Here is a 21,604-nt window from a genome sequence, read left to right on the forward strand (position 1 = left end):
TACTCTCAACCTGTGTTAGTCTAGCGAAATCCGTGACTAAGATAGGTTGAGACGTCATCATGACATACGATGAATTTAATCAATTCTGTGGCTCATTCGCTGCTACTTCTCATGTTGTTCAATGGGGTGATGCGCACGTATGGAAAGTCGGTGGAAAGGTATTTGCTATTGGTGGCTGGAGTAAAGACAAGCAGCCTGCATTTACATTTAAGACTTCCCCTTTAAACTTCGATTTTTTAAGTGATTATGAAGGCTATATTCCTGCCCCTTATTTCGCTAACCGAGGTATGAAGTGGATTCAACAAACGGAAACCTCCGGACGCCTAGACGAAGAGCTAAAGTACTATTTATCAGAATCTTATCGATTAGTTGCACTTGGCTTGAGTAAGCGAAAACGCGATGAATTGGGCATTGAGCTGCCACCAGCCAAATCTTAAGGGTGAACATGGAAGATCTTGTTCAATTATTGCTCGCCGATCATGAACGTATGAAAGCAATGGAATGTGCTCGCTCACTGGCTTTACCAGATTGCTACGTTGCTGCAGGCTTCGTACGAAATCTAGTTTGGGACCATCTTCATCACAAACCGCAGCCAACCCCACTCAATGACCTTGATATTGTCTACTTCGACCCAAATGAAATAGATGACAAGGCGGCGTTGATTTATGAAGCTCAGTTAACTGCAATGATGCCAGAGTTCAACTGGCAAGTGCGTAATCAAGCAAACATGCACCTAAAGAATGGTGATAAGCCATACCAAAGTACCTTGGATGCGATGAGTTACTGGCCAGAAAAAGAGACGGCGGTTGCTGCCAGATTGAACGAAAAGAACCAGATAGAGTGCATTTCAGCGTTCGGATTTGAGTCTTTGTTTAGAGGTTACCTGACTTGGAATCCAGAACGACCATTAGTTTTATTTCGACAGCGATTAACTCAGAAAAATTGGCTAACCATTTGGCCAAACCTAAAACTTGTACTCAAGTAACCTCAAGGTTCTCGGATATATATACCCAAGTGACTTCAAGATGCAGGATTCAGAGCGTAGTCATTGATTCGAGGTCAAGGAAAACAACGCAGCGTAATAGCCAGCTCTTTCCAAGTTGTATGACGCAGAAGTCGAGTCAATGACACGCTCCCAAAGGGCGAGTTGTCTTGGTTTGTATACTTTGTTGTCGATTCTTGATTTAGACCCACTAGACCTTTAAATCGCCGCCGCGTCTACAAACCAAGTCATTCTCGCTGAACCTAGCATCTCGAGGTTACTTGGGTATAAACCAAATAAAAAGAACTTTATCTTTATGATCACTTGCTATGTTCGTTATGTCATTGATGCAAAAAAAACCAAAGAGTTTGAAGAGTACGCAAAAATGTGGATTCCGTTAGTAGAGAAATTTGGCGGACAACACAACGGCTACTATCTTCCATCTGAAGGTGCTAACAATATTGCACTGGCATTATTTACATTCCCAAGCCTCGCGGCGTATGAGGAATACCGAGAAAAGTCGCTCAACGATGAAGAGTGCATCCAAGCCTTTAAGTTCGCGGAAGAGACCGACTGTGTATTGAGTTACGAACGCAGCTTCTTCAGACCTGTTTTTAGCTAACTCAGCCACACCGCGCTTGATGCCAATATTCTTAAAAGCGCTGTGTTACTAGGGTCTGTTTATCTTTCGTGGTTAAATTTTGTTCGAGATAAAAGCGTTTTAATCGCGGCGAGTCGATTTAAACCTAGTGGTTCTAAGTAAAATTGACTCAACAAAGAGTAAAACGCTTTTAGCCGAACCCTTTGGGCAGCGTTTGTAGGTGCTTTCTACTGCGTTATCGGCTTATCAGGTAGAATAGCTACATATCAAAGCCTCTGCCTTGTATAAAACACCTACAAATTGCTACAAAAATCATCACAAAAGGTCAACAGACCCTAATCTCTAACCTCAGTATGATGCAGCCTTTCCATGCGACACATCGAAACGTTCGCCTCATTAAAATTGAGTGTGAAAACGCTCAATCAAGAAGTCCAAAAACAAACGAAGTCGCTTGGGTTGATACTGGCGGCTCAGGTAAATCACGTTCAAATCCGCACCTGCAGAAGAGGTCGATGCGTTGAAGTTCTTCATATAGCCATTTAACACCGTCACTAAACGCTGCTGTTTGATGTCCTCTTGTACATCAAGAATCGATTTCAACGCAATACCCGCGCCATCTAACGCCCACTGACGAATCACTTCGCCATCATCAGAAAAACGCTTCGGTACGACAGTAACAACATTGTGCTGCTCTTCATCTTGAAAGTGCCATGTTTTCAACTCTTCATTGCTGCGAACCATGGCTAAACAATCGTGATGTGCTAAATCTTGTGGCGTGATCGGCGTGCCTTTCTTTGCCAAATACTGAGGAGAAGCACAAAGCACTCGGCGACTGGACGCCAGTTTGCGAGAGATAAGGTTGCTGTCGGCTAGCTCCCCATATCGGATAACGATGTCCAAACCGGACTCAGCTAAGTTGGATAAGTTATCGTTCAAATACAGATAAGGGATCACATCGGGATAGAGCTGACTAAATTCCGACAGTATTGGCGAAATGTATTGCTTTCCAATATCACGAGGAGCCGAGATTTTAAGTGTGCCGCGCACTTCTTTGGTGCCAGTTTGGAGTAAGTTCTCCGTCTCTTTGACGCTGTCGATGATTTCCAAGCATGCCTGATGGTACATAGCGCCAGAGTCCGTCAGTGAGATATGCCTTGTACTGCGATTAAGTAATTTCACCCCATAGCGATCTTCCAGCGACTGCAATCTTGCCGTTACTGTTGCTGGCGATAAGCCGAGCTCTCTGCCAGCCGCCGCCAACCCTTGGTTCTTCACTATGCTGACAAACAGCGTCATATCCGAAAACTTGTCCACATTCCCTCCTTAAACTTCATTATTCATCTGGGCTGAATAATCAATTCAAATATTACTCAATTATCAAATTTATTCCAATCAATATACTGACTCCATCGAAACGAGATTGGAGAAACAAATCATGACAAGAGAAAAAACCATTTATGTCGTACTGGGTGGCACATCAGGTATTGGCGCTGAACTTAGCCAACAACTTGCGAGCGACAATGCGGTTGTCCACGTAGCAAGCCGCAAGACAGGGTTAGACATCAGCGATGAACAGTCGGTTTACCACTACTTCGAAACCATTGGTGCTTTTGACCACCTGATCGTCACAGCAGGTTCTTATGCTCCGGCAGGCAAAGTGGTGGATGTAGAAGTTTCCCAAGCAAAATACGCGTTCGATACCAAATTTTGGGGCGCCATCAACGCTGCGAAACATGGAGCACGCTACATCAAGAAAGGCGGATCAATAACGCTAACTTCCGGCATGTTATCGCGCAAAGTTGTTGCTAACACCTACGTAAAAACCGCGATTAACGCTGCCATTGAAGCAACCACAAAAGTACTGGCGAAAGAACTGGCTCCGATCAGAGTGAATGCAGTCAGCCCAGGTTTGACCAAAACTGAGGCGTATCAAGGCATGAACGAAGACGACAGAAATGCCATGTACAAACGCACACAAAATAGCTTACCAGTGGGCAAAGTTGGCGAAGCCAGTGACGTTGCAAAAGCTTACCTGCTTCTGATTGAAAACACCTATATGACCGGTGCCGTGATTGATGTCGATGGTGGCGCACTGCTCGGCTAATAACACACGTTTGGATAACAACAAATAAAAACAAGGTGCCAGAGCAAGAAAAAAGCATGGCACCAATGGGTTAAAACTAATTAAAAAAAGAGACTCCCCCATGAATAAAGAAAAAATGCCGCTGCAGGTATGGATCTTAACACTTGCAGCTTTTGCTATCGGTACCGCAGAATTTGTTATTGCAGGAATCCTTCCTCAAGTCGCCAACTCTTTGTCCATCACGGAAGGACAAGCCGGTTACCTAATCAGTGCCTACGCACTTGCCATTGTATTTGGCGGTCCGCTACTTACGATTTACTTAGCACGCTTTAACAAGAAAGCCGTACTGGCTGGGCTAATGGTGCTGTTTATTCTCGGCAACGTGTTGTCCGCTTTCGCGCCGAACTACTTTGTATTGATGGTCAGCCGAGTGATCACAGGTTTAGTTCAAGGCCCTTTCTACGGCATCGGTGCCGTGGTCGCGACCAATTTGGTTTCAGAAAAAATGGCGGGTCGTGCGGTCGGACAAATGTTCGCGGGCTTAACGCTGGCTAACGTTTTAGGTGTGCCTGGCGGTACCTGGATTGGCTTGCAATTCGGCTGGCACACCACTTTCTTGACCGTTGCAGCTTTTGGTTTAGTGGCTCTGTTTTTTATCACTTCAGTGATCAAATCCACCGGTCATGGCGAAGCAAAAGATGTCAAAGCGCAATTAGCTGCGTTCAAAAACCCAATGCTACTTATCAGCCTTGCGATCACCGTATTTGCTTGGTCGGGGTTCATGACTCTGTATGGCTACATCGCCCCTATCGCCATGCACATCACTGGCTTTGGTGAAAGTGCCGTAACTTGGATTCTGGTTATCGTTGGTGTCGGTCTGATTGTTGGTAACACTATGGGTGGTCGTTCATCGGATAAAAACCTACAAAAAGCATCTATGTTCTGGGCTATCGCGATGATTGTGTCACTCGTACTGGTCGGAATCACTGTAGACAGCAAAGTGCTGTTCATTGCCACCGCCTTTGTATTTGGTATTGCGTCATTCGCCAACGTACCAGCAATGCAGCTTCGAGTAATGAACCACGGTGGTGAAGGTCAGGAATTAGCAGCGACGGCAAACATCTCGGCGTTCAACTTAGCTAATGCCTTTGGCGGTTTCTTAGGCGGCATGGTGCTCGATAGCCAAATGGGCGCAAGCATGATCCCTTACGCAGCCATCATTGTTCCACTGATTGGTTTGCTATTCATCGCCAAGGCAAACCGCAAAGAAAGCAAACAGGCTGAGTTAGCTCCGAGCTTCAACAATTAATGTCATCCCTACAGGTAGCCCTGACTTAACGCTTCTCGAGCAAGCGGGGCTACCCAATACGAATCACCAGGAAAATACTATGAAACTCTACATTTACGAACATTGCCCATTCAGTGCTCGCGTCCGCTACGTTGCTGGCATGCTGAATATCCAACTCGACGTCATCAATATTGCTTATGACGACGACAAAACCACAACAGACCTGATTGGAACCAAGCAAGTGCCACTTCTTATCAAAGACAACGGTGAAGCGATGGCAGAAAGTCTCGATATCATCGCTTACTTCCTTGAACTGGCAACATCAAGTGAAACAAGCCAACCGTCGCAAGCGGTGTTGGATTGGCAAAAAATCGCGTTCCTTCCACTACAAAAAGTGGGTTACCCACGTTGGTCAAACATGGATTTACCAGAGTTTGCCACTCAGTCTGCACAACAAGCTTGGCGCGCAAAAAAGGAAACGGATGCACTCAATTTTGATGCACTTCTGCAAGACACACCAAACATTGCCAAAGAGGTCGAAGCGCTCATTGAACGTGCGAAAAGCGTGTTGAATCTCGACTCTTATCAGCATGTGACTTTGGTAGACGAAGCGATCCTATTTTCTATTTTGCGCGGGTTCTTCAGCGCCGCAGAAATCCAATGGGACAACGCTGTGAAAGATTGGATGGAATCTGTAAGCAACAAAACCCAAGTACCACTACTTAAGTAAGGAATCGATCATGAGCAAGCTATTTGAACCAACACAGCTGAAACAACTAACTCTGCAAAACCGCGTAGCCATGGCTCCAATGACCCGAGCGCGCACTAGCCAACCGGGAAACATTCCAAACCAAATGATGGCGACTTACTACAAGCAACGCGCTACCGCAGGGTTAATCATCTCTGAGGCCACCCAGATTTCAGACGATTCGCAGGGTTACTCATTCACACCAGGCGTCTACACTGATGAACAAGTGGCAGGCTGGAAAACCGTCACTCAAGCAGCAAAAGAGCAAGGCGCAGCTATGTTTTGTCAGTTGTGGCATGTCGGTCGTGTATCACACCCAACATTCCAAAAAGGCGAACAGCCTATTGCCCCATCAGCACTAAAACCCGTAGAAACCCAAGTGTGGATTGCCGACGAGCAAGGCAACGGCAATATGGTCGATTGTGTAGAGCCACGAGCGATGACTCAAGCCGATATTGACCGTGTGGTAAGTGATTTTGCCCATGCAGCGAAACGTGCGATTGAAGCAGGCTTCGATGGCGTCGAAATCCACGGCGGTAATGGTTACCTGATTGACCAATTCCTACGTACCAACTCAAACCACAGAACCGACAACTACGGCGGTACTCGCGAAAACCGACTTCGCTTTTTATTAGAAGTGGTCGATGCGGTGAGCGAAGCCATTGGTGCCAACAAAGTGGGAGTACGACTCGCACCTTTCATCACTTTCAAGGACATGAACTGCCCGGACATTGTGCCAACCATCCTCGATGCATCGAAACAACTTCAAGCTCGTGATATTGCGTACTTACACCTGTCTGAAGCGGATTGGGACGACGCACCAGTGATTCCAGAAAGCTTCCGCATCGAACTGCGTGAATACTTCACCAATACGATTATCGTCGCGGGCAGTTACACCCAAGAGCGTGCTGACGAGGTACTTGAGAAAGGTTATGCGGATTTAGTCGCGTTTGGACGCCCGTTTGTGTCTAACCCAGACTTGGTGGCGCGCTTACAGCACCAACAACCTCTGGCAGAACTGGATGGCTCCACACTCTTTGGTGGTAATGAACACGGCTATACAGATTATCCGGCGCTTGGTTGAGAGGCTTTACCCGCTTCTGGTAACGATTCATAGCGTGCCGTATTTCTCAGATTAATCAGTTGCTATCCCATAAAAAGAAAAGCGCAACACAGCTCAACGTTTTCTTAAGTTTGAGTGTAATAAACTGGCTGCATATTCAGAATGCAAATTTAGGAGAACGCTCGTGTCTGATGAAAAAACAAAACAGGAAGTGACGGTTGTTGATATTAAAATGCCGTTTATGTCGATGGTGATCTTTATGGTCAAGTTCGCTATCGCTTCAATTCCTGCGATGATCATCCTAGGTATTATTTTCAGTATCTTAGGGGCGCTTTTCGGTGGGATGTTCCACGGTATGGGTCACATGTAACCGACTAATCCACAGATAAAAACACTCTCCATGCTTTACTCATGGAGAGTGTTTCTTTTTAATCCACCAGCACTAAAGAATCTAAGATGCCTTTGCCGCTGTGGATGCCACCTTCGTTTTCACTGGCTGGTTTACTGCGAATCAAATAACCAGCGTAGCCATCCAATTGCGTTACAGGTTCACCTTGATAGTGCGCCGTGAATAAACCAATTTCACTCACAAGGTCCGTCACCACGCTCTGCTTTGCATCACGCACTGCAATCGTTGGTGTTTCTCTTTCATGCGGATACAAACGCTGCATCAAAGCCCAAGCACTATATTGCTCTTGCGGCAGTCGACTCAGCTGTTTCGCAATATCGTCACCAAAGATACAATGACCACCACCCTCACCTTGGTTTTTCAATACCCATTCGTCTTTGTTACCAGAAGCAGCAAACCATTTAATCGTATCAGTGTTAATTGGCTTCATCTCTGCCAATACGCTTTTGACTAACTCGGCTTCTTCAAGATTGATCCCCCAGCGCTGATACTCACTTGCCGGCATCATAGTTAACAACATTTGCATTGATTTACTGGTCGCCAACTGTTGGCTGATGGTCGCATTCATCGCTACGTAGTGCTTTTCCATGAACAAACGAGTCTGGCTCAAGGTATGGCAACAGATTGGTTCATTTAGCTCTGGCGAGAAGTAGTCCATATATTGATAACCTGCGCGCAAGTACACAACGTCAAGACCGCCGATGTTATCTAGCAAGAGGCGTTGCTTGTCACCGCTCGATAGCTGTGAACTTAACTGCTCAAAGGTACGTCTTACTGTGCGAACGCCAAGCTTCTGCAATTCCACTTCGAGTAAGTGTTGGTCATATACATTGTCTTCGTTTTTCTGCACCACCATCAGAAACGTCGGTGCGCCTTCTTCATTAAAATGCGCTTTGACTTTTCTCGCGGCAGTGGCAATGCCAAGCGCAAGTTGCTGCATGCCTTGGTTATCGGCTGGTGTTGCCGTTTTATCTTCTAACCATTGTTGGTAAACGCTGCCCCACTGAGAGCTCAAAAATTGATGCAGCTCTGTGGCACGCTGACCGAAAGGCGCCATCCCAGCCGCAATACCATTAAACTCGATCACTTTCGCGCCGTGTTGACGATCATCCATAAAGTCGGTTCGCATTAACAACAGTGGCTGGCGTGCTGCTTCATGGTGAACCTCTTTATGCAGCTCCAACAAACGCTCAAAGAAAGTATCGGCTTTGCCTAGCTCGGCTAAGGAGGTTTGCAGGAATTCATAATCCTCAGACACGTGACTGATCAGCTTGGCGATCAACGGCGTCACTTTCTTCAAATGAGCGAACACATCACGCTCTATCGTCATTGGCGCAAAGCTAAAAGGACAGTGTCTTGCGGTGTTATCTGCTTGGCGAAATGCCACGCCGTGCATGATTGCCCACTCACAAGCTTCTTCAATCACTTGTTGTGGGATCGTTTGTTTGTCTGAGGTACTCATGGTTTTGCTTCAAAATTTTTCGCCTAATGTACTTAAGACGCTGGAAGTTGCAATAAGACGCACACTTTCTCGATTTATTTTTCGTTTTTTTGCTCAACAAAGCGCCGAGCTATATCCCGCCTTGTGTTTATATTGGAAAGAGCTAACTATTCCGCTTCGTTGTTTTCCTTGCTTGCTTTCGGTAAATAGGGAATCAGTGACAACGCTCTGAATCCTGCACCTTGAAGTCACTTGAGTATATCCCTCTTTCTTTGCGGCGGATGACTGGTTAAAATGCACAAAATTGCGCACTAACTGGATAGATCATGGCAAAACTTACCCTTCAAGAGCAGATGCTAAAAGCAGGCTTGGTTAACGAGAAAAAACTGAAGAAAGCGAAAAAAGGCTCTAAAAAATCACGCGTTCAAGCTCGCGAAGTAAAAGCGGCGGTTGAAGAGAACAAACGTCAGCAGTTAGAGCGTGACAAGCAATTGAGCGAGCAGCAAAACGCAGAACGCTTGAACAAAGAAATCAAAGCTCAGATCAACCAACTGATTGAAATGAACAAGGTTGATTTGAAAGATGGAGACATCAAATACAACTTCACACACGGTACGCTTGTGAAGTCTTTGTACGTTGAGTCAGAGATCCGCGAACAGCTTATCAAAGGCATCTTGGCAATCGCGATTGTTGGTGAAAGCTACGTTGTCATCCCACGTGGTGTAGCAAACAAGATTGCTCAACGCGATGAATCTGTGATCATCGAGCAAAAAGAACCAGAAGCAGACATCCCGGCAGAAGATGACCCGTACGCAGATTTCGTCGTACCAGACGATCTGATGTGGTAATGCTCCACTTCTTGGAACCCAAATTGAAAAAGCCGCGATCATCGCGGCTGAATTATTTCTGCGTCTTTTGATTTCTGTATCTTTTCGTTTTGGCATCAGAGCCCTATTGGGAAAGCAGTGTTGGCCAGTGCTTATTAGCACTCGCAATATTGCCAGGAATGTCTTCTTCCCATGTCGCTTGCACAGATTTACTGTAGTTGAGATAGAGCTTGCCATTCTCAATTGACCATGCATTCGGGTCTATCTTTGCGGTGTAACCTTTGCTTACTGCCCAAGCACAATAACCACCATATTGCGGTGCAAATTTCTCAGGATTTTTCGCAAATGCATCTCGATTTTCAGCCGATGAAAAGTACCATTTGGCATCATTCCAACGGTAAGTGAAATCGCTGTCACCTTTTACCGGTTTCGATTGAGTGAAGTATGCGACGGGGTCATAACCACGAATCGCTTTACCGAGAAAGTCGCTATAAACGGGATCAAGCGCGAAAGCAGGAAGCGTCAAACTCCCCCAAATGAAGAATACGCTCAAAAGTTTCGATATCAGCTTCATAACTTCCTCTCTCATCTTATCCAATGTCGATAATCAGTCGCTTACCACTATAGACAGGAAAAATCAGAAGAAACTTTCAGGTTTAAAGCATCTCAGCCTCGAAACGCGCCGTTCGAGCTTGGGCGATAGTACAGTTGGTTTCTGACATTAGCTCCGCCAAAGTAATGTTTGGATTCTCCAAGACCAATCGAATCAGCTTGGCTTCCAAAGGTTCAAGCTTATCGCTGTGTTTAGCCAGACCAACTTCCATTTTGTTTATCACGAACCGCATCGGCTCAGATTCTTCTGCCTTGATATGATCGAGGAACACTTTTAAATCCAACGCATCACCAGCAATTTGCCAATTACGAGAGCGTCGAATGCGCTTCATTTCGCACTTCTTATCAGCCGCAATTGCTTTAGCTCGCTTAGCATGATCGCCACCAATTCGGTGAATCAAAGATGGTAGAGGGATGGAGATAGTCTTGTCAGTCATCACAATAGTGGCATGGTTAATTTCGTCGCCTATGATAAACAGCTCGCCTCATTTTTTCATCGAGAAAACCTAATCGTTTTCAAAGCGTGGTGATTTTGGTCGAAAATACAAGGTTTATGCTTGCCCGCTCAATAGACTTTAAAGATTCTGGCACCTTTCATTCTTGGACAAGGTGATATAAGAAATGGAGCGCATTTTAAGCCCTTATATTTCTGGCTATTTGCATTTAAATGGCAAGCCCGTCGAGGGCATCAATATAGAAAGGACGATTGTTTTCAACGGTGTTGCTTCTGACTCGACGCAATCTGACGCCGAAGGGCACTTTGTTTTTGAAGCTGTGCTATTAGATTCCAAACACCAACAACATTCTTTGCAAGATATTCGAGTGAAGCTGGATCTGAGTACCGAGTTTCAAGGTGATGAAGTGACGATATGGCAATCAAAAGTACACTCATTTCACCCGTCTCCCCTTCTGCTCATTTCTCTTGAAAGCTTAGCTTGTAATTTGGACGCCCCACTCAAAGTATTCACGTACCCTACAACACAAACGGAACCAGTCACCAATGAAATCTATAGTGTTTGCGACCTAAATGCGCTTACTTTCGAAGAGCTTTATTAGGTATTACCCCACCACAGACACATTATCAGCCACCCATTTAAGAAGTTGTTTTGCGGCTTTGGACAGCACTTGGTTTTGGCGCACTATATAGCCAAAATCTGTGTTGGGGAAACTAGGTAATGGCGTGACTTCTCGCGAGAGTTTCAACCTTGGGTCGAGGGAGAAGTCAGGTACAATCGCAGTTCCAAATCCGGCTTCAGCCCAATCTATTTGAGCTTCAACACTGCCAACTTCCATGACCCTATGCCTAGGAAGATTTAGCTCTGGTAGAGACGCGTCAATCAACTCGCGCGTTCGGGTGTCGTGACCGAGCAAGATCAATGTTTGGTTCTCTTCACTGTTTTCTCGCCAATCAAAGATGTTATCGCCGAAAGCACACCAATGAATTTGAGTAAGTGACGTAAAGTGCAATGGTTGGCTCTCTTTCTGCGCAATAACAAAGCCGATGTCTGCACGAGCACTTTTTACCAAATCTACCGCTTGTGATGATGTAGTGTTGAACAGCGCCAAATCAATTCCAGGATATTCACTTTTAAACTGTTGAAAAGGCTTGATAAGTAATAGGCGCGAGACAATATCACTCGCTGCAATCGAGAGCGTTCCTTGCGTTAAGTCATTGATGGCATTGAGGTCGGATTGGCAGATTTGCAGCTCATTCAGCATGTGTTCGGCAGTGTCTAACAAACGCTTTCCGGCTTGGGTCAATTGCACAGGGTTGCGTTCAATCAACTTAGTGCGAGTGGCTTGTTCTAGCTGTTTGATATGAAGACTCACATTTGGCTGCGTCATGTGCAGTTCAATCGCTGTTTTTCCGAAATGTTTCACTTCTGCCAAGGTGACAAACGTGCGTAACCAGTTCAAATCCAACATAGAAAATTACCCGATATGAATTTCTTATCAAGTTAATGAGTATAATTAATTTCTCTTATTCATGCGAGCATCCTAAGATTTTCCGGTCTGTTTTTGGAGAATGAATTATGTCGTCTATCGTTGTTGTGGGTGCAAACTGGGGTGATGAAGGCAAAGGCCGCATCGTTGACTTTTTGGCAGAGCAAGCTTCTGCAAGCATTCGTTTCCAAGGTGGTAACAACGCGGGTCATACCGTAGTTAACGACCTAGGTACGTTTAAGCTACACCAGCTACCAAGTGGCGTTTTCAACCCTGACTGTTTAGCAGTATTAGGTCCGGGTATGGTAATCAGCCCAGCGTCGCTGTCTCAGGAGATTGCGGAAGTTGAAGAAGCAGGCGTTAAAGTGAACATGTGCATCTCTGATCGCGCAACACTGTGTCTACCTCTACACGCACTAGAAGATACGCTAGAAGAACAACGTTTAGGCGACAAAGCATACGGTTCAACTCGTCAAGGTATTGCACCTGCATACGGCGACCGTGTGATGAAAAAAGGCATCCTAGTTGGTTGGTTGAAGCAGCCAGAAGTCCTAGTAGAGCGCATCAAATTCTGGATGGAGTGGAAACTTCCTCAACTACGTGCGCTTTACCCAACGTTCGAATTTGAACAAACCGCTGAAGAGATGGCGAGCTGGTTGTTAGAAGTATCTTCACCTTGGCGTGACGCTATCTGCAACGTAACGCTACCGCTAAAAGAACTGCAAGCAAAAGACCAAACTCTACTGTTCGAAGCGCAGCTAGGTGCAGGTCGTGACCTTGTTTACGGTGAGTACCCATGGACAACATCTTCAAACGTTGTGTCTATGTATGCTGGTATCGGTAGTGGTCTTCCTGCTCTTCGTCCAGAGCGTGTTATTGCGGTAGCAAAAGCGTTCAGCTCATCGGTAGGTACCGGCACACTAATTACTGCAATGGAAGAGCAAGATGCATTCCGTGAACTAGCGGGTGAGTTCGGTGCAACAACAGGTCGTCCACGTGACATGGGTTACTTCGATGCAGTAGCAACGAAGAACGGTGTTGAGCTTCAAGCAGCGACTGAAATCGCACTGACAAAAGTGGACTGTCTGACTGGTCTTAAAGATCTAAAAATCTGTGTTGGTTACGAAGGCGAGCACAGCGAAAACCCAATTTGGCCTCAAACGGCTGCACTAGCACCAATCTACGAGAAGATGGAAAGCTGGAGCGAAGACATTACTGGTTGTCGTAAATTCGAAGAGCTACCAGTCGCGGCACAAAAATACGTTCTACGTATTGAAGAGCTGATGGGTGTACCTGTGAAGATGGTATCGGTTGGTCCTGGTCGTGAACAAATGATTATGCGCTAAGACGTGAATTAACACGTCTATTGGCAAGCGGCTTTTATCTTTTCCGGGGTAAAGCCGCTTTTTTTTTAGTTTTATCCCGTCATTGTGCGCTTCAAGCACGGTATGCTGTCATTCAGTCATCATCGATAAACTATACGCCCACACAAAGTTACAAATAAAGCTCAAAAGAGAAATAAAAGCTCAGCAAAAAACACCAAAACCTCTCATATTCATGACTATCTCATCATCAAAAACCAGCATTTTCATCGATCATAAATCCAGTATTTAATCTCAAAAACTTCACTCCCAGAAACAAATAAAATCACATCAAAATCACCCTAAGATAATGCAAAAAAATTGTCTTTATCTCAGCCAATTTCTACTCGAACAGGCACGACCAGTTGCCTAAATAGCAACTAAAATTGAATAAACTCGCTTTATGGTCGCCTTATATTTAGATAAGGAAACCCATACTTTTTATTTTAAAATAGTAGTTTATAGATAATTTATAAGATCTAACTCACACTTTGAAATGTTCAATTCCTAAAAATGAGACACTTGTTATAGTTTTACGCAATTACTTGCTGGTAGCACCGATAACTGTGAACAATAAATTCTTTAAAAATCCGTCCAAGAGTTGGAGTGACAACATTGCATTAATAGTTGTTGGTGTACTCTCTTTTAGCATCACTATGCTGGCTTTTATCCCTTTTGCACACCAATATCATAAAAAGCTCACAGAAGAAGCTATCTTGACGATTGAGTCTGAATTTCACGATAACGTGGAGCAGTTAACACACCTGTTAGACGATAACTTTTTTCTTAAGTCGTGCGACGAGCTTATCCATGATCTCAGGACAAGCATTTTTGGTTTGGGCATGGCAAAAGACATTGCCACCTTCGATCAAAACGGAAAAGTGTTGTGCACGAGTAGCGAACGCCACCCGTCTTTCAGTATCTATTCGTCAATATTGACGCGTCTTGGTGACAGTGATGTGCATGCAACATTGGCTTTTACTAAGCGAGCGCTCACCAACAACCAAGCTCTGATTCTCTTTTTCACCAAACAACAAGGACGAGGAATCAGTGTTGTTTTCCCGAAAGAGGTTTTGGAAGTTCTCGTTAGCGATATATTTCGTTTTGGTGATATGGATTACCGAATCGACATCACAGACAAAACCGCTATAGATTCCATTGCACTCAACCCACTTAGAATGGAACAAGCCAGTTCCGAGATTTTGCCTTTTACCGTCTACTCTGCAATCAGCTATCCATTCTATTTTCAGTTCTTAGGTAGCAAGCTTTGGATTGGGTTGTTGGGAATGGCGTGTGCGTTGATTGTTCACCTATTTTTCTCTTCCAAGAAGTTCGCCAAAAATAGCTTAGAATTCTCTCTTGCTCTTGCCATTAAAGGACGTAACTTAACCGTTCATTATCAACCCATTGTCGATCAACGTGATGGCAGCGTTATTGGTGGAGAGTCACTTGTTCGCTGGAACGATCCAGTACAAGGGTTTATTTCACCAAGTATCTTTATCCCTCTGGCAGAAAAGGTGGGGTTGATCGATCAGATCACTTACCTTGTGCTAGATAAAGTGATCAGCATGATAAGCAGTAACAAGCTTGCGTTCCATGACCGCTACATTAGCGTCAACGTGAGCCGCTCATTGATCCTCAGAGAAGACTTTATTCAAGAGGTTGAATCGCGTCTTAAATATCATTATTTCATTAGTGAGCGTTTGGTGTTTGAAATCACCGAAGAAGCCATCTTCAGCGCGAGTGAACTGGCTGTACTTCGAAAGCACTTGGACCGATTAACCGCACTTGGTATCCGAATTGCGGTGGATGATTTTGGTACCGGATATTCGGGTTTAGATTTTATTGGTCAATATTCATTCGACATCATCAAAATCGACCGCGTATTCGTTAACAACCTTGGTAATGGCCAGACGATCCAACCTTTGTTGGAAGCAATCCACACCTTGACAAGAAACCTAAGCATGTCAGTGATTGTCGAAGGAGTAGAAGAGCGAGCGCAATTGCAAGTCTTGCACGATCTCGGTTTTTACAACATTCAAGGGTTCTACTTTTCAAAACCACTACCTAAACCTCTCTTTCTCGATTATTTAGAAGTAAAGCCAACCGTCGCTTTTCAAAAATTCGCACCTGCCGTCAGTTAAGCAGCGATCATCAACCAGCAGTTGAACAAGCAGATTGGAGCTCGTATGGCTAACCAAAGGTAACTCAAGTGAACTGTCACTCCGAGTTCTCTCGCAGGGTCTTTACTTACAAATCAATTAATTACAATTAATCAAATGTTGTCCAGATTACCGGAACATCTCACTTGTTAATGAAGCACGCCAATTAGGTTAAACACTTGATTTAATGTTCTTTAAGTGATTAGTTGATCACGATTTTCATCTGTAAATTGGTGAAGTTGTACTCAAAAAATCTACTGTTCTGTTTTTAGGATAGATAACGTTTCCCCCAACATCTAACCCAAAAACAGGTGATTCCTATGACCAAAAAGTTTCTCCGCCTCAGTTCGATCACGCTTGGTTTGTGCATGAGCTCATTTGCTTTTGCCAATGCCGATTTACCAAACATCAAAATTCTGGCGACTGGCGGCACTATCGCTGGCGCAGGTCAATCTGCGACAGAATCAAATTACACCGCAGGTAAAGTCGGTGTTGATTCGCTGATCGCCGCCGTACCCAGTATGACGAAGATCGCCGACATTTCTGGCGAGCAAGTGGTCAGCATCGGTTCGCAAGATATGAATGATGAGGTGTGGCTTAAGTTGGCTAAACGAGTGAATGAGTTACTCGCCCAAGATGACGTGGATGGCATTGTGATTACTCATGGCACTGATACATTAGAAGAGACAGCCTACTTCCTCGATTTAACGGTAAAAAGCGATAAACCAGTGGTTATCGTTGGTGCAATGCGCCCTTCTACAGCAATGAGTGCTGACGGTCCGGTTAATCTCTACAATGCGGTTGTCACAGCAACAGACGAAGATTCTCAAGGTCGTGGTGTACTGGTTGCGATGAATGACACCATCTTTGATGCGCGTGACGTAACAAAAACTAACACAACATCAGTCAGCACTTTCCAATCTCCTAACTTTGGTCCGCTAGGTTATATCCACAACAGTGATGCGAAATATCAAAGAAGCCCGGAACGTAAACACACTACTGAAACAACCTTCGATGTTTCCAAGCTCGATAAGTTGCCACAAGTCGGAATCGTTTATAACTATGCAAATGCGTCGAGCTTACCTGTTAAAGCATTCGTCGATGCGAAGTTTGATGGCATCGTCAGCGCAGGTGTCGGCAATGGTAACTTGTACCACACGGTATTTGATGAGTTAGAAAAAGCAAGCAAAGACGGCATTCTGGTTGTTCGTAGTTCTCGTACGCCTACCGGCTCAACCACTTTAGATGCAGAGGTTGATGATGATAAGTACGGTTTCGTGGCATCAGGTACACTAAACCCACAAAAAGCACGTATTTTGCTGATGCTATCACTGACACAAACCAAAAATTACCAAGACATTCAGAAGATGTTTCAGCATTACTAGGGTCTATTGACCTTTTGAGGTTAAATTTAAGAGGAGGCACAGGTGCCTCCTCTTTTTTTGATTTATTACAGGAAACTTAACCGAACAAGCGGCGCTTCATCCCTGCTCTTTCAAGAATCCGCGTAGTGATCTCTTCTACAGACAAAGAAGACGTATTGATATACGGAATTGCTTCTCTTCTAAACAACGCTTCTACCGTATCTAGTTCCAGTTTGCATTGTTCCGTACTCGCGTATTCGCTGCCTGATAAGCGGTTCTCGCGAATCTCATTCAAACGTTCTGGATTGATGGTTAAGCCAAACAGTTTGTGTCGATGAATTTCGAACTCCGGCAACAAACGCATCATCTTGACGTCTTCAGCGATAAACGGGTAGTTCACCACACGTAAACCAAACTGCATCGCCATGTAAAGACTGGTTGGGGTTTTGCCACTGCGTGAGACGCCAAGCAGAATAATGTCAGCCTCCTCCAAGCCTTTGAGCGTAATACCATCATCATGAGCAAGTGTGTACTCAATCGCCGCGATACGGTCAAAGTAAGTATCGGAATCTTTGCTCACGCTTCTTGAACGCTGCATCTTAGGCTGAGGAGCCATCTGAATGTCGTCTTGTACCTTTTGCACAATGCTTTCTAGCACGTCATAGCTGTAAGCGGGAGCTTTGAGCAACACTTCACGAATTTCTGGCACAACAATCGAAAAGAAAACCAGCGGTTTCACGCCATCACGTTGGTAGGAAATCTCGATTTCTTTGATGACATCGGCAACTTTGTCTTCACTTTCAACAAAAGGAAAGGTTTTTTCATTAGGAATAAAGGGAAACTGACCCAAAACAACATGTCCTAATGTCTCACATGTTATGGCCGTTCCGTCAGAAACATAGAATACATCACGACTTTGGTTATTTATTTGCATTTTAGTTTAATTTTTCAAATTCATTTGAGTAGGATGGTTTACATAATATTAATAAATGAGTTTGGCTTGCAATTACGTTCCCCACAGCTTTGAAAATTCTTCGGAGTTTTTTTCAGCAAATACGTAATCGTTTGCCTTTCATATCAACCAAGAAAAGTGTTGATACATGTTTGCGTCGGAAAATTCGTTTAAGCCCTAGTTGGGAAGTTGTAGTTAACGCCCCTTATCTACAATGGCTGCTATCAGCTCGAAACTGCGTCTTCAATGACATTGACCTGCAAGGATGCATAACCACTGTTCGAGGTTGGTATTAATCCCTACAAAGCTGCAATGTTTCTGGAGAAAGACATGCAAAAGAACACCCTCTGGTTCAATGGACTATCCATGGATGATGTCGACAAAGTCGGCGGTAAAAATGCTTCACTTGGCGAGATGGTTTCTAACCTAGCCAATGTTGGTGTATCGGTACCAAACGGTTTTGCGACAACCTCGTATGCGTTTAACCAATTCCTTGACCACGAAGGTTTGGATGAGCGTATTCACCAACTACTTGATGAACTGGACGTTGAGGATGTAGAAGCCCTGCGCAAGACAGGTGCCACCATTCGTCAATGGGTATTAGAAGCCCCGTTCCCAGCGGATCTTGAACAAGACATCCGCGATAACTACAAAGAACTGACAGATAATCACCCTGAGATTTCTGTTGCTGTTCGCTCTTCTGCAACTGCAGAGGATCTGCCGGACGCGTCATTTGCTGGTCAGCAGGAGACGTTCCTAAATGTAAAAGGCATTGATGCAGTCTTAGAAGCGACTAAGCACGTTTACGCTTCTCTGTTCAATGACCGTGCAATTTCATACCGCGTACACCAAGGCTTTAACCACCGAGGCATCTCGTTATCGGCAGGCATTCAACGTATGGTGCGCTCGGACAAAGCCTCTTCTGGCGTTATGTTTACCCTAGATACAGAATCTGGCTTCGATCAGGTCGTATTCATCACCTCTTCTTGGGGCTTGGGTGAAATGGTGGTTCAGGGTGCAGTTAACCCTGATGAATTCTACGTTCACAAGCCAATGCTAGAAGCGGGTCAATACCCTATCGTTAAGAAGACGTTTGGCTCTAAGCAGATCAAGATGATCTACTCAAATAGCCAAGAGATCGGTAAGCAAGTTGAGATCATCGATACCTCTGTAGAAGAGCGCAATGCCTTCTCTCTGAACGATGAAGAGATCAAAGAGCTGGCAAAACAGGCAATGATCATCGAGAAGCACTACCAGCGTCCTATGGATATTGAGTGGGCAAAAGATGGTATCGACGGCAAACTTTACATCGTTCAAGCACGCCCTGAAACCGTATGTTCTCAAAGCGAGCAAAACGTAATTGAACGTTACGAGCTGAGCAACAAAGCAGACGTTTTGGTTGAAGGTCGTGCAATTGGTCAACGTATCGGTAAAGGTCCAGTACGTTTGGTTGACTCTCTAGACCAAATGTCATTGGTCCAAGACGGTGATGTACTGGTTACAGACATGACTGACCCAGATTGGGAACCAGTGATGAAGAAAGCCTCTGCGATTGTTACAAACCGTGGCGGTCGTACTTGTCACGCGGCCATCATCGCACGTGAACTTGGTATTCCGGCTATCGTTGGTTGTGGTGACGCTACCAGCAAACTGACTGACGGTGAGACCGTAACAGTATCTTGTGCTGAAGGCGAAACGGGTTACGTTTACCAAGGCGAGTTGGACTTCGAAGTGAAACGTTCTGCGGTTGATGAGCTTCCACTGCTACCAACCAAAGTCATGATGAATGTGGGTAACCCAGACCGTGCATTCGACTTCGCTCAGATTCCAAACGAAGGTGTCGGTCTTGCGCGTCTTGAATTCATCATCAACAAGATGATTGGTATTCACCCGAAAGCGCTGCTGAACTTCGACGCGCAAAGCGATGAGCTAAAAGCCGAAATCACTGAACGTATCCGTGGTTACAAAGATCCAATCGACTTCTACGTTAGTAAGCTAACAGAAGGCATTGCGACCATCGCGTCAGCATTCTGGCCAAAACGCGTCATCGTACGTATGTCTGACTTCAAATCCAACGAGTACAGCAACTTGGTCGGCGGTAAAGGTTACGAACCGCATGAAGAAAACCCTATGCTGGGCTTCCGTGGTGCATCTCGCTACATTTCTCCAGTGTTTGAAGACTGCTTTGAGCTAGAAACTCAGGCAATCAAGCGCGTTCGTAACGAGATGGGTCTGAAAAACGTTGAAATCATGATCCCGTTCGTTCGTACACCGAGCGAAGCGGCATCGGTTATCGACTTACTTGCTAAGTTCGACCTACGCCGTGGCGACCAAGGTCTAAAAGTCATCATGATGTGTGAACTGCCATCAAATGCGGTACTTGCTGACGAATTTTTGAAGTACTTCGATGGCTTCTCTATCGGTTCAAACGACATGACTCAGCTTACACTTGGTCTTGACCGTGACTCTGGCGATGTTGCACACCTATTCGATGAGCGTAACCCAGCGGTGAAAGCCATGCTACAAATGGCGATCGATGCGGCCACTAAAGCAGGCAAATACGTTGGTATCTGTGGTCAAGGTCCATCAGACCACGATGACCTTGCAGAATGGTTGATGGAACAAGGCATCAGCTCTGTGTCATTGAACCCAGATACGGTTATCGATACCTGGCTGAAGCTAGGTAAAGTGAGCAAATAAGCCGCTCTACTCTGTCGATAATATGGCCCTCAAGCTCCTGAGTTTGAGGGCTTTTTACTTTGTCTTAATTATGTCAAACCTACGTGAGTTCGTGACAGCAATCCCAACCCAATAAGCTGATCAATTCTCCCTGTTAAAATTTTCACCTAGAATAAAAGGATATGATTTCATAAAAGAACGGACCTATGAAAAAGCCTCTTGCTCTCATCACCGCATTAACGCTTCTTGCTTCTCCCGCTTATGCAGACTGGGATGACATTTCCAACAGCCTTTCAGACCTAGGAGATGCCGTCTCTGACACCGCTAAAGAAACTTGGGACAGCACCAAAGCCTTCTCAAAACAAGCTTGGGAGGATTTCACCAATTGGTCAGAAGATGCGATTAACACCGCTGGCGAGTGGACCGACGCAAGCATTGAAACCAGTAAAGGTTGGATCGATGAAGCGGACAAGAAGATCACCGAACTGATGGAAGGCGATACACCTGAAGAAGCACGCCAAGCGATTGATCTTATGGCGGATAGCACACTTCTCAAACTGTTCAATGAAGAGCCCAAAGCCAAAGCACTGTACGACAAGGCATACGGCTACGCGGTTTTTGATTCACGCAAACTATCGCTGATGTTCCATACCAACTCGGGCTCTGGGGTTGCGGTCAACAAGTCGACAGATCAACGTACTTATATGAATATGTTTGGTGCGGGTGTCGCCCTTGGTGTTGGTGGTAAGTTCTACCAGCAAGTCGTACTGTTTGAAAAAGAAAAAGACTTTAACACCTTTGTCGAAGAAGGTTGGGAAGCATCAAGCGAAGCTTCTTTAGTCGCTGGTGAGGACGGCGAAGAAATGACAGCGCAATTCAACAGCGGCGTAGCAGTATATCAGCTAAACACCACAGGGTTATTAGTTGATGCAAACGTTTCTGGCTCAAAATACTGGGTGAATAAAGAGCTAACCGATTCACAGTAATCTCTTAGTGACAATGATTTATTGAGGGGGAGCACAACGCTCCCCTTTCTGATCACTTTGGGATATCAGCCTGTTGCGTTATGCTTACCCCAACCTTTATCG

Annotated in this window: 21 protein-coding genes; 15 read left to right on the forward strand and 6 right to left on the reverse strand. The window is 45.1% G+C overall.

All coding sequences use genetic code 11. The features are described from left to right. The first annotated feature begins 59 nt into the window (after positions 1-59). The 3 genes from OH459_RS15305 (at position 60) to OH459_RS15315 (ending at position 1,604) form a co-directional block, all read left to right on the forward strand. Positions 60-437 (forward strand): MmcQ/YjbR family DNA-binding protein, encoded by a 378-nt coding sequence (locus tag OH459_RS15305; protein ID WP_009697183.1) that lies wholly within the window; start codon positions 60-62, stop codon positions 435-437. Between the two features lie 8 nt (positions 438-445). Next, positions 446-985 (forward strand): nucleotidyltransferase family protein, encoded by a 540-nt coding sequence (locus OH459_RS15310; protein ID WP_009699213.1) that lies wholly within the window; start codon positions 446-448, stop codon positions 983-985. A 313-nt stretch (positions 986-1,298) separates the two neighbouring features. After that, positions 1,299-1,604 carry an NIPSNAP family protein gene (locus OH459_RS15315; RefSeq protein WP_017188647.1) on the forward strand — a complete coding sequence of 102 codons (306 nt, stop codon included), beginning with the start codon at positions 1,299-1,301 and terminating at the stop codon, positions 1,602-1,604. A gap of 375 nt (positions 1,605-1,979) precedes the next feature. Here the strand turns inward: OH459_RS15315 and OH459_RS15320 are convergent, their stop codons facing one another. After that, positions 1,980-2,897, reverse strand: a complete 918-nt coding sequence (locus tag OH459_RS15320) for a LysR family transcriptional regulator (protein WP_005451321.1) — start codon at positions 2,895-2,897, stop codon at positions 1,980-1,982. 121 nt (positions 2,898-3,018) lie between these two features. Here OH459_RS15320 and OH459_RS15325 point away from each other — a divergent pair, with 121 nt between their 5' ends. The 5 genes from OH459_RS15325 to OH459_RS15345 all read left to right on the forward strand — a co-directional run bounded on the left by OH459_RS15325 (position 3,019) and on the right by OH459_RS15345 (position 7,135). After that, positions 3,019-3,687: an SDR family oxidoreductase gene (locus OH459_RS15325; protein WP_269987576.1), complete on the forward strand. Its 669-nt coding sequence runs from the start codon at positions 3,019-3,021 to the stop codon at positions 3,685-3,687. A gap of 100 nt (positions 3,688-3,787) precedes the next feature. Then, the gene (locus tag OH459_RS15330; protein WP_005451319.1) at positions 3,788-4,975 is read left to right on the forward strand and encodes an MFS transporter; all 1,188 of its coding nucleotides are present in this window, start codon (positions 3,788-3,790) and stop codon (positions 4,973-4,975) included. A 79-nt stretch (positions 4,976-5,054) separates the two neighbouring features. Beyond that, the gene (locus OH459_RS15335; protein ID WP_009699218.1) at positions 5,055-5,684 is read left to right on the forward strand and encodes a GrxB family glutaredoxin; all 630 of its coding nucleotides are present in this window, start codon (positions 5,055-5,057) and stop codon (positions 5,682-5,684) included. Between the two features lie 10 nt (positions 5,685-5,694). After that, positions 5,695-6,786, forward strand: a complete 1,092-nt coding sequence (locus OH459_RS15340; protein WP_005451315.1) for an alkene reductase — start codon at positions 5,695-5,697, stop codon at positions 6,784-6,786. A 163-nt stretch (positions 6,787-6,949) separates the two neighbouring features. Beyond that, positions 6,950-7,135 (forward strand): hypothetical protein, encoded by a 186-nt coding sequence (locus OH459_RS15345; RefSeq protein WP_005451314.1) that lies wholly within the window; start codon positions 6,950-6,952, stop codon positions 7,133-7,135. 58 nt (positions 7,136-7,193) lie between these two features. Here the strand turns inward: OH459_RS15345 and OH459_RS15350 are convergent, their stop codons facing one another. Further along, complete coding sequence (locus tag OH459_RS15350; RefSeq protein ID WP_269987578.1) at positions 7,194-8,636, reverse strand: glutathione synthase; 1,443 nt, start codon at positions 8,634-8,636, stop codon at positions 7,194-7,196. A gap of 305 nt (positions 8,637-8,941) precedes the next feature. Here OH459_RS15350 and OH459_RS15355 point away from each other — a divergent pair, with 305 nt between their 5' ends. Further along, positions 8,942-9,463, forward strand: a complete 522-nt coding sequence (locus tag OH459_RS15355) for a DUF2058 domain-containing protein (protein WP_005439241.1) — start codon at positions 8,942-8,944, stop codon at positions 9,461-9,463. Positions 9,464-9,566: 103 nt separating this feature from the next. Here OH459_RS15355 and OH459_RS15360 read toward each other — a convergent pair whose 3' ends face one another. Continuing rightward, positions 9,567-10,016, reverse strand: coding sequence for a YHS domain-containing (seleno)protein (locus OH459_RS15360; protein ID WP_005451310.1), 450 nt, complete (start codon positions 10,014-10,016; stop codon positions 9,567-9,569). 82 nt (positions 10,017-10,098) lie between these two features. Beyond that, positions 10,099-10,491 (reverse strand): ribosome recycling factor family protein, encoded by a 393-nt coding sequence (locus tag OH459_RS15365; RefSeq protein ID WP_045486861.1) that lies wholly within the window; start codon positions 10,489-10,491, stop codon positions 10,099-10,101. 184 nt (positions 10,492-10,675) lie between these two features. On the opposite strand from OH459_RS15365, the gene OH459_RS15370 reads away from it, so the two are divergent. Beyond that, positions 10,676-11,110 (forward strand): DUF6795 domain-containing protein, encoded by a 435-nt coding sequence (locus OH459_RS15370; protein ID WP_005451306.1) that lies wholly within the window; start codon positions 10,676-10,678, stop codon positions 11,108-11,110. Positions 11,111-11,113: 3 nt separating this feature from the next. Here OH459_RS15370 and OH459_RS15375 read toward each other — a convergent pair whose 3' ends face one another. Further along, complete coding sequence (locus OH459_RS15375; RefSeq protein WP_005451305.1) at positions 11,114-11,980, reverse strand: LysR family transcriptional regulator; 867 nt, start codon at positions 11,978-11,980, stop codon at positions 11,114-11,116. A 107-nt stretch (positions 11,981-12,087) separates the two neighbouring features. Here OH459_RS15375 and OH459_RS15380 point away from each other — a divergent pair, with 107 nt between their 5' ends. The 3 genes from OH459_RS15380 (at position 12,088) to ansB (ending at position 16,906) form a co-directional block, all read left to right on the forward strand. Further along, a complete protein-coding gene (locus tag OH459_RS15380) occupies positions 12,088-13,344 on the forward strand; it encodes an adenylosuccinate synthase (RefSeq protein WP_009699225.1) in 1,257 nt (418 codons plus the stop codon). A gap of 671 nt (positions 13,345-14,015) precedes the next feature. Further along, complete coding sequence (locus OH459_RS15385; protein WP_005451301.1) at positions 14,016-15,503, forward strand: EAL domain-containing protein; 1,488 nt, start codon at positions 14,016-14,018, stop codon at positions 15,501-15,503. A 338-nt stretch (positions 15,504-15,841) separates the two neighbouring features. After that, entirely contained in the window at positions 15,842-16,906 is a 1,065-nt protein-coding gene (gene ansB / locus OH459_RS15390) for an L-asparaginase 2 (protein WP_029790131.1), read from the forward strand. 76 nt (positions 16,907-16,982) lie between these two features. Here ansB and ppsR read toward each other — a convergent pair whose 3' ends face one another. Continuing rightward, positions 16,983-17,819 carry a posphoenolpyruvate synthetase regulatory kinase/phosphorylase PpsR gene (ppsR, locus tag OH459_RS15395; RefSeq protein ID WP_005451298.1) on the reverse strand — a complete coding sequence of 279 codons (837 nt, stop codon included), beginning with the start codon at positions 17,817-17,819 and terminating at the stop codon, positions 16,983-16,985. Positions 17,820-18,167: 348 nt separating this feature from the next. Here ppsR and ppsA point away from each other — a divergent pair, with 348 nt between their 5' ends. Next, positions 18,168-20,537, forward strand: a complete 2,370-nt coding sequence (ppsA, locus tag OH459_RS15400) for a phosphoenolpyruvate synthase (protein ID WP_038898784.1) — start codon at positions 18,168-18,170, stop codon at positions 20,535-20,537. A 185-nt stretch (positions 20,538-20,722) separates the two neighbouring features. Continuing rightward, positions 20,723-21,502 (forward strand): hypothetical protein, encoded by a 780-nt coding sequence (locus tag OH459_RS15405; RefSeq protein ID WP_017188640.1) that lies wholly within the window; start codon positions 20,723-20,725, stop codon positions 21,500-21,502. Positions 21,503-21,604: the final 102 nt, after the last annotated feature.

It is taken from the genome of Vibrio sp. MM46, assembly GCF_027587135.1.
Taxonomy (GTDB): domain Bacteria; phylum Pseudomonadota; class Gammaproteobacteria; order Enterobacterales; family Vibrionaceae; genus Vibrio; species Vibrio harveyi.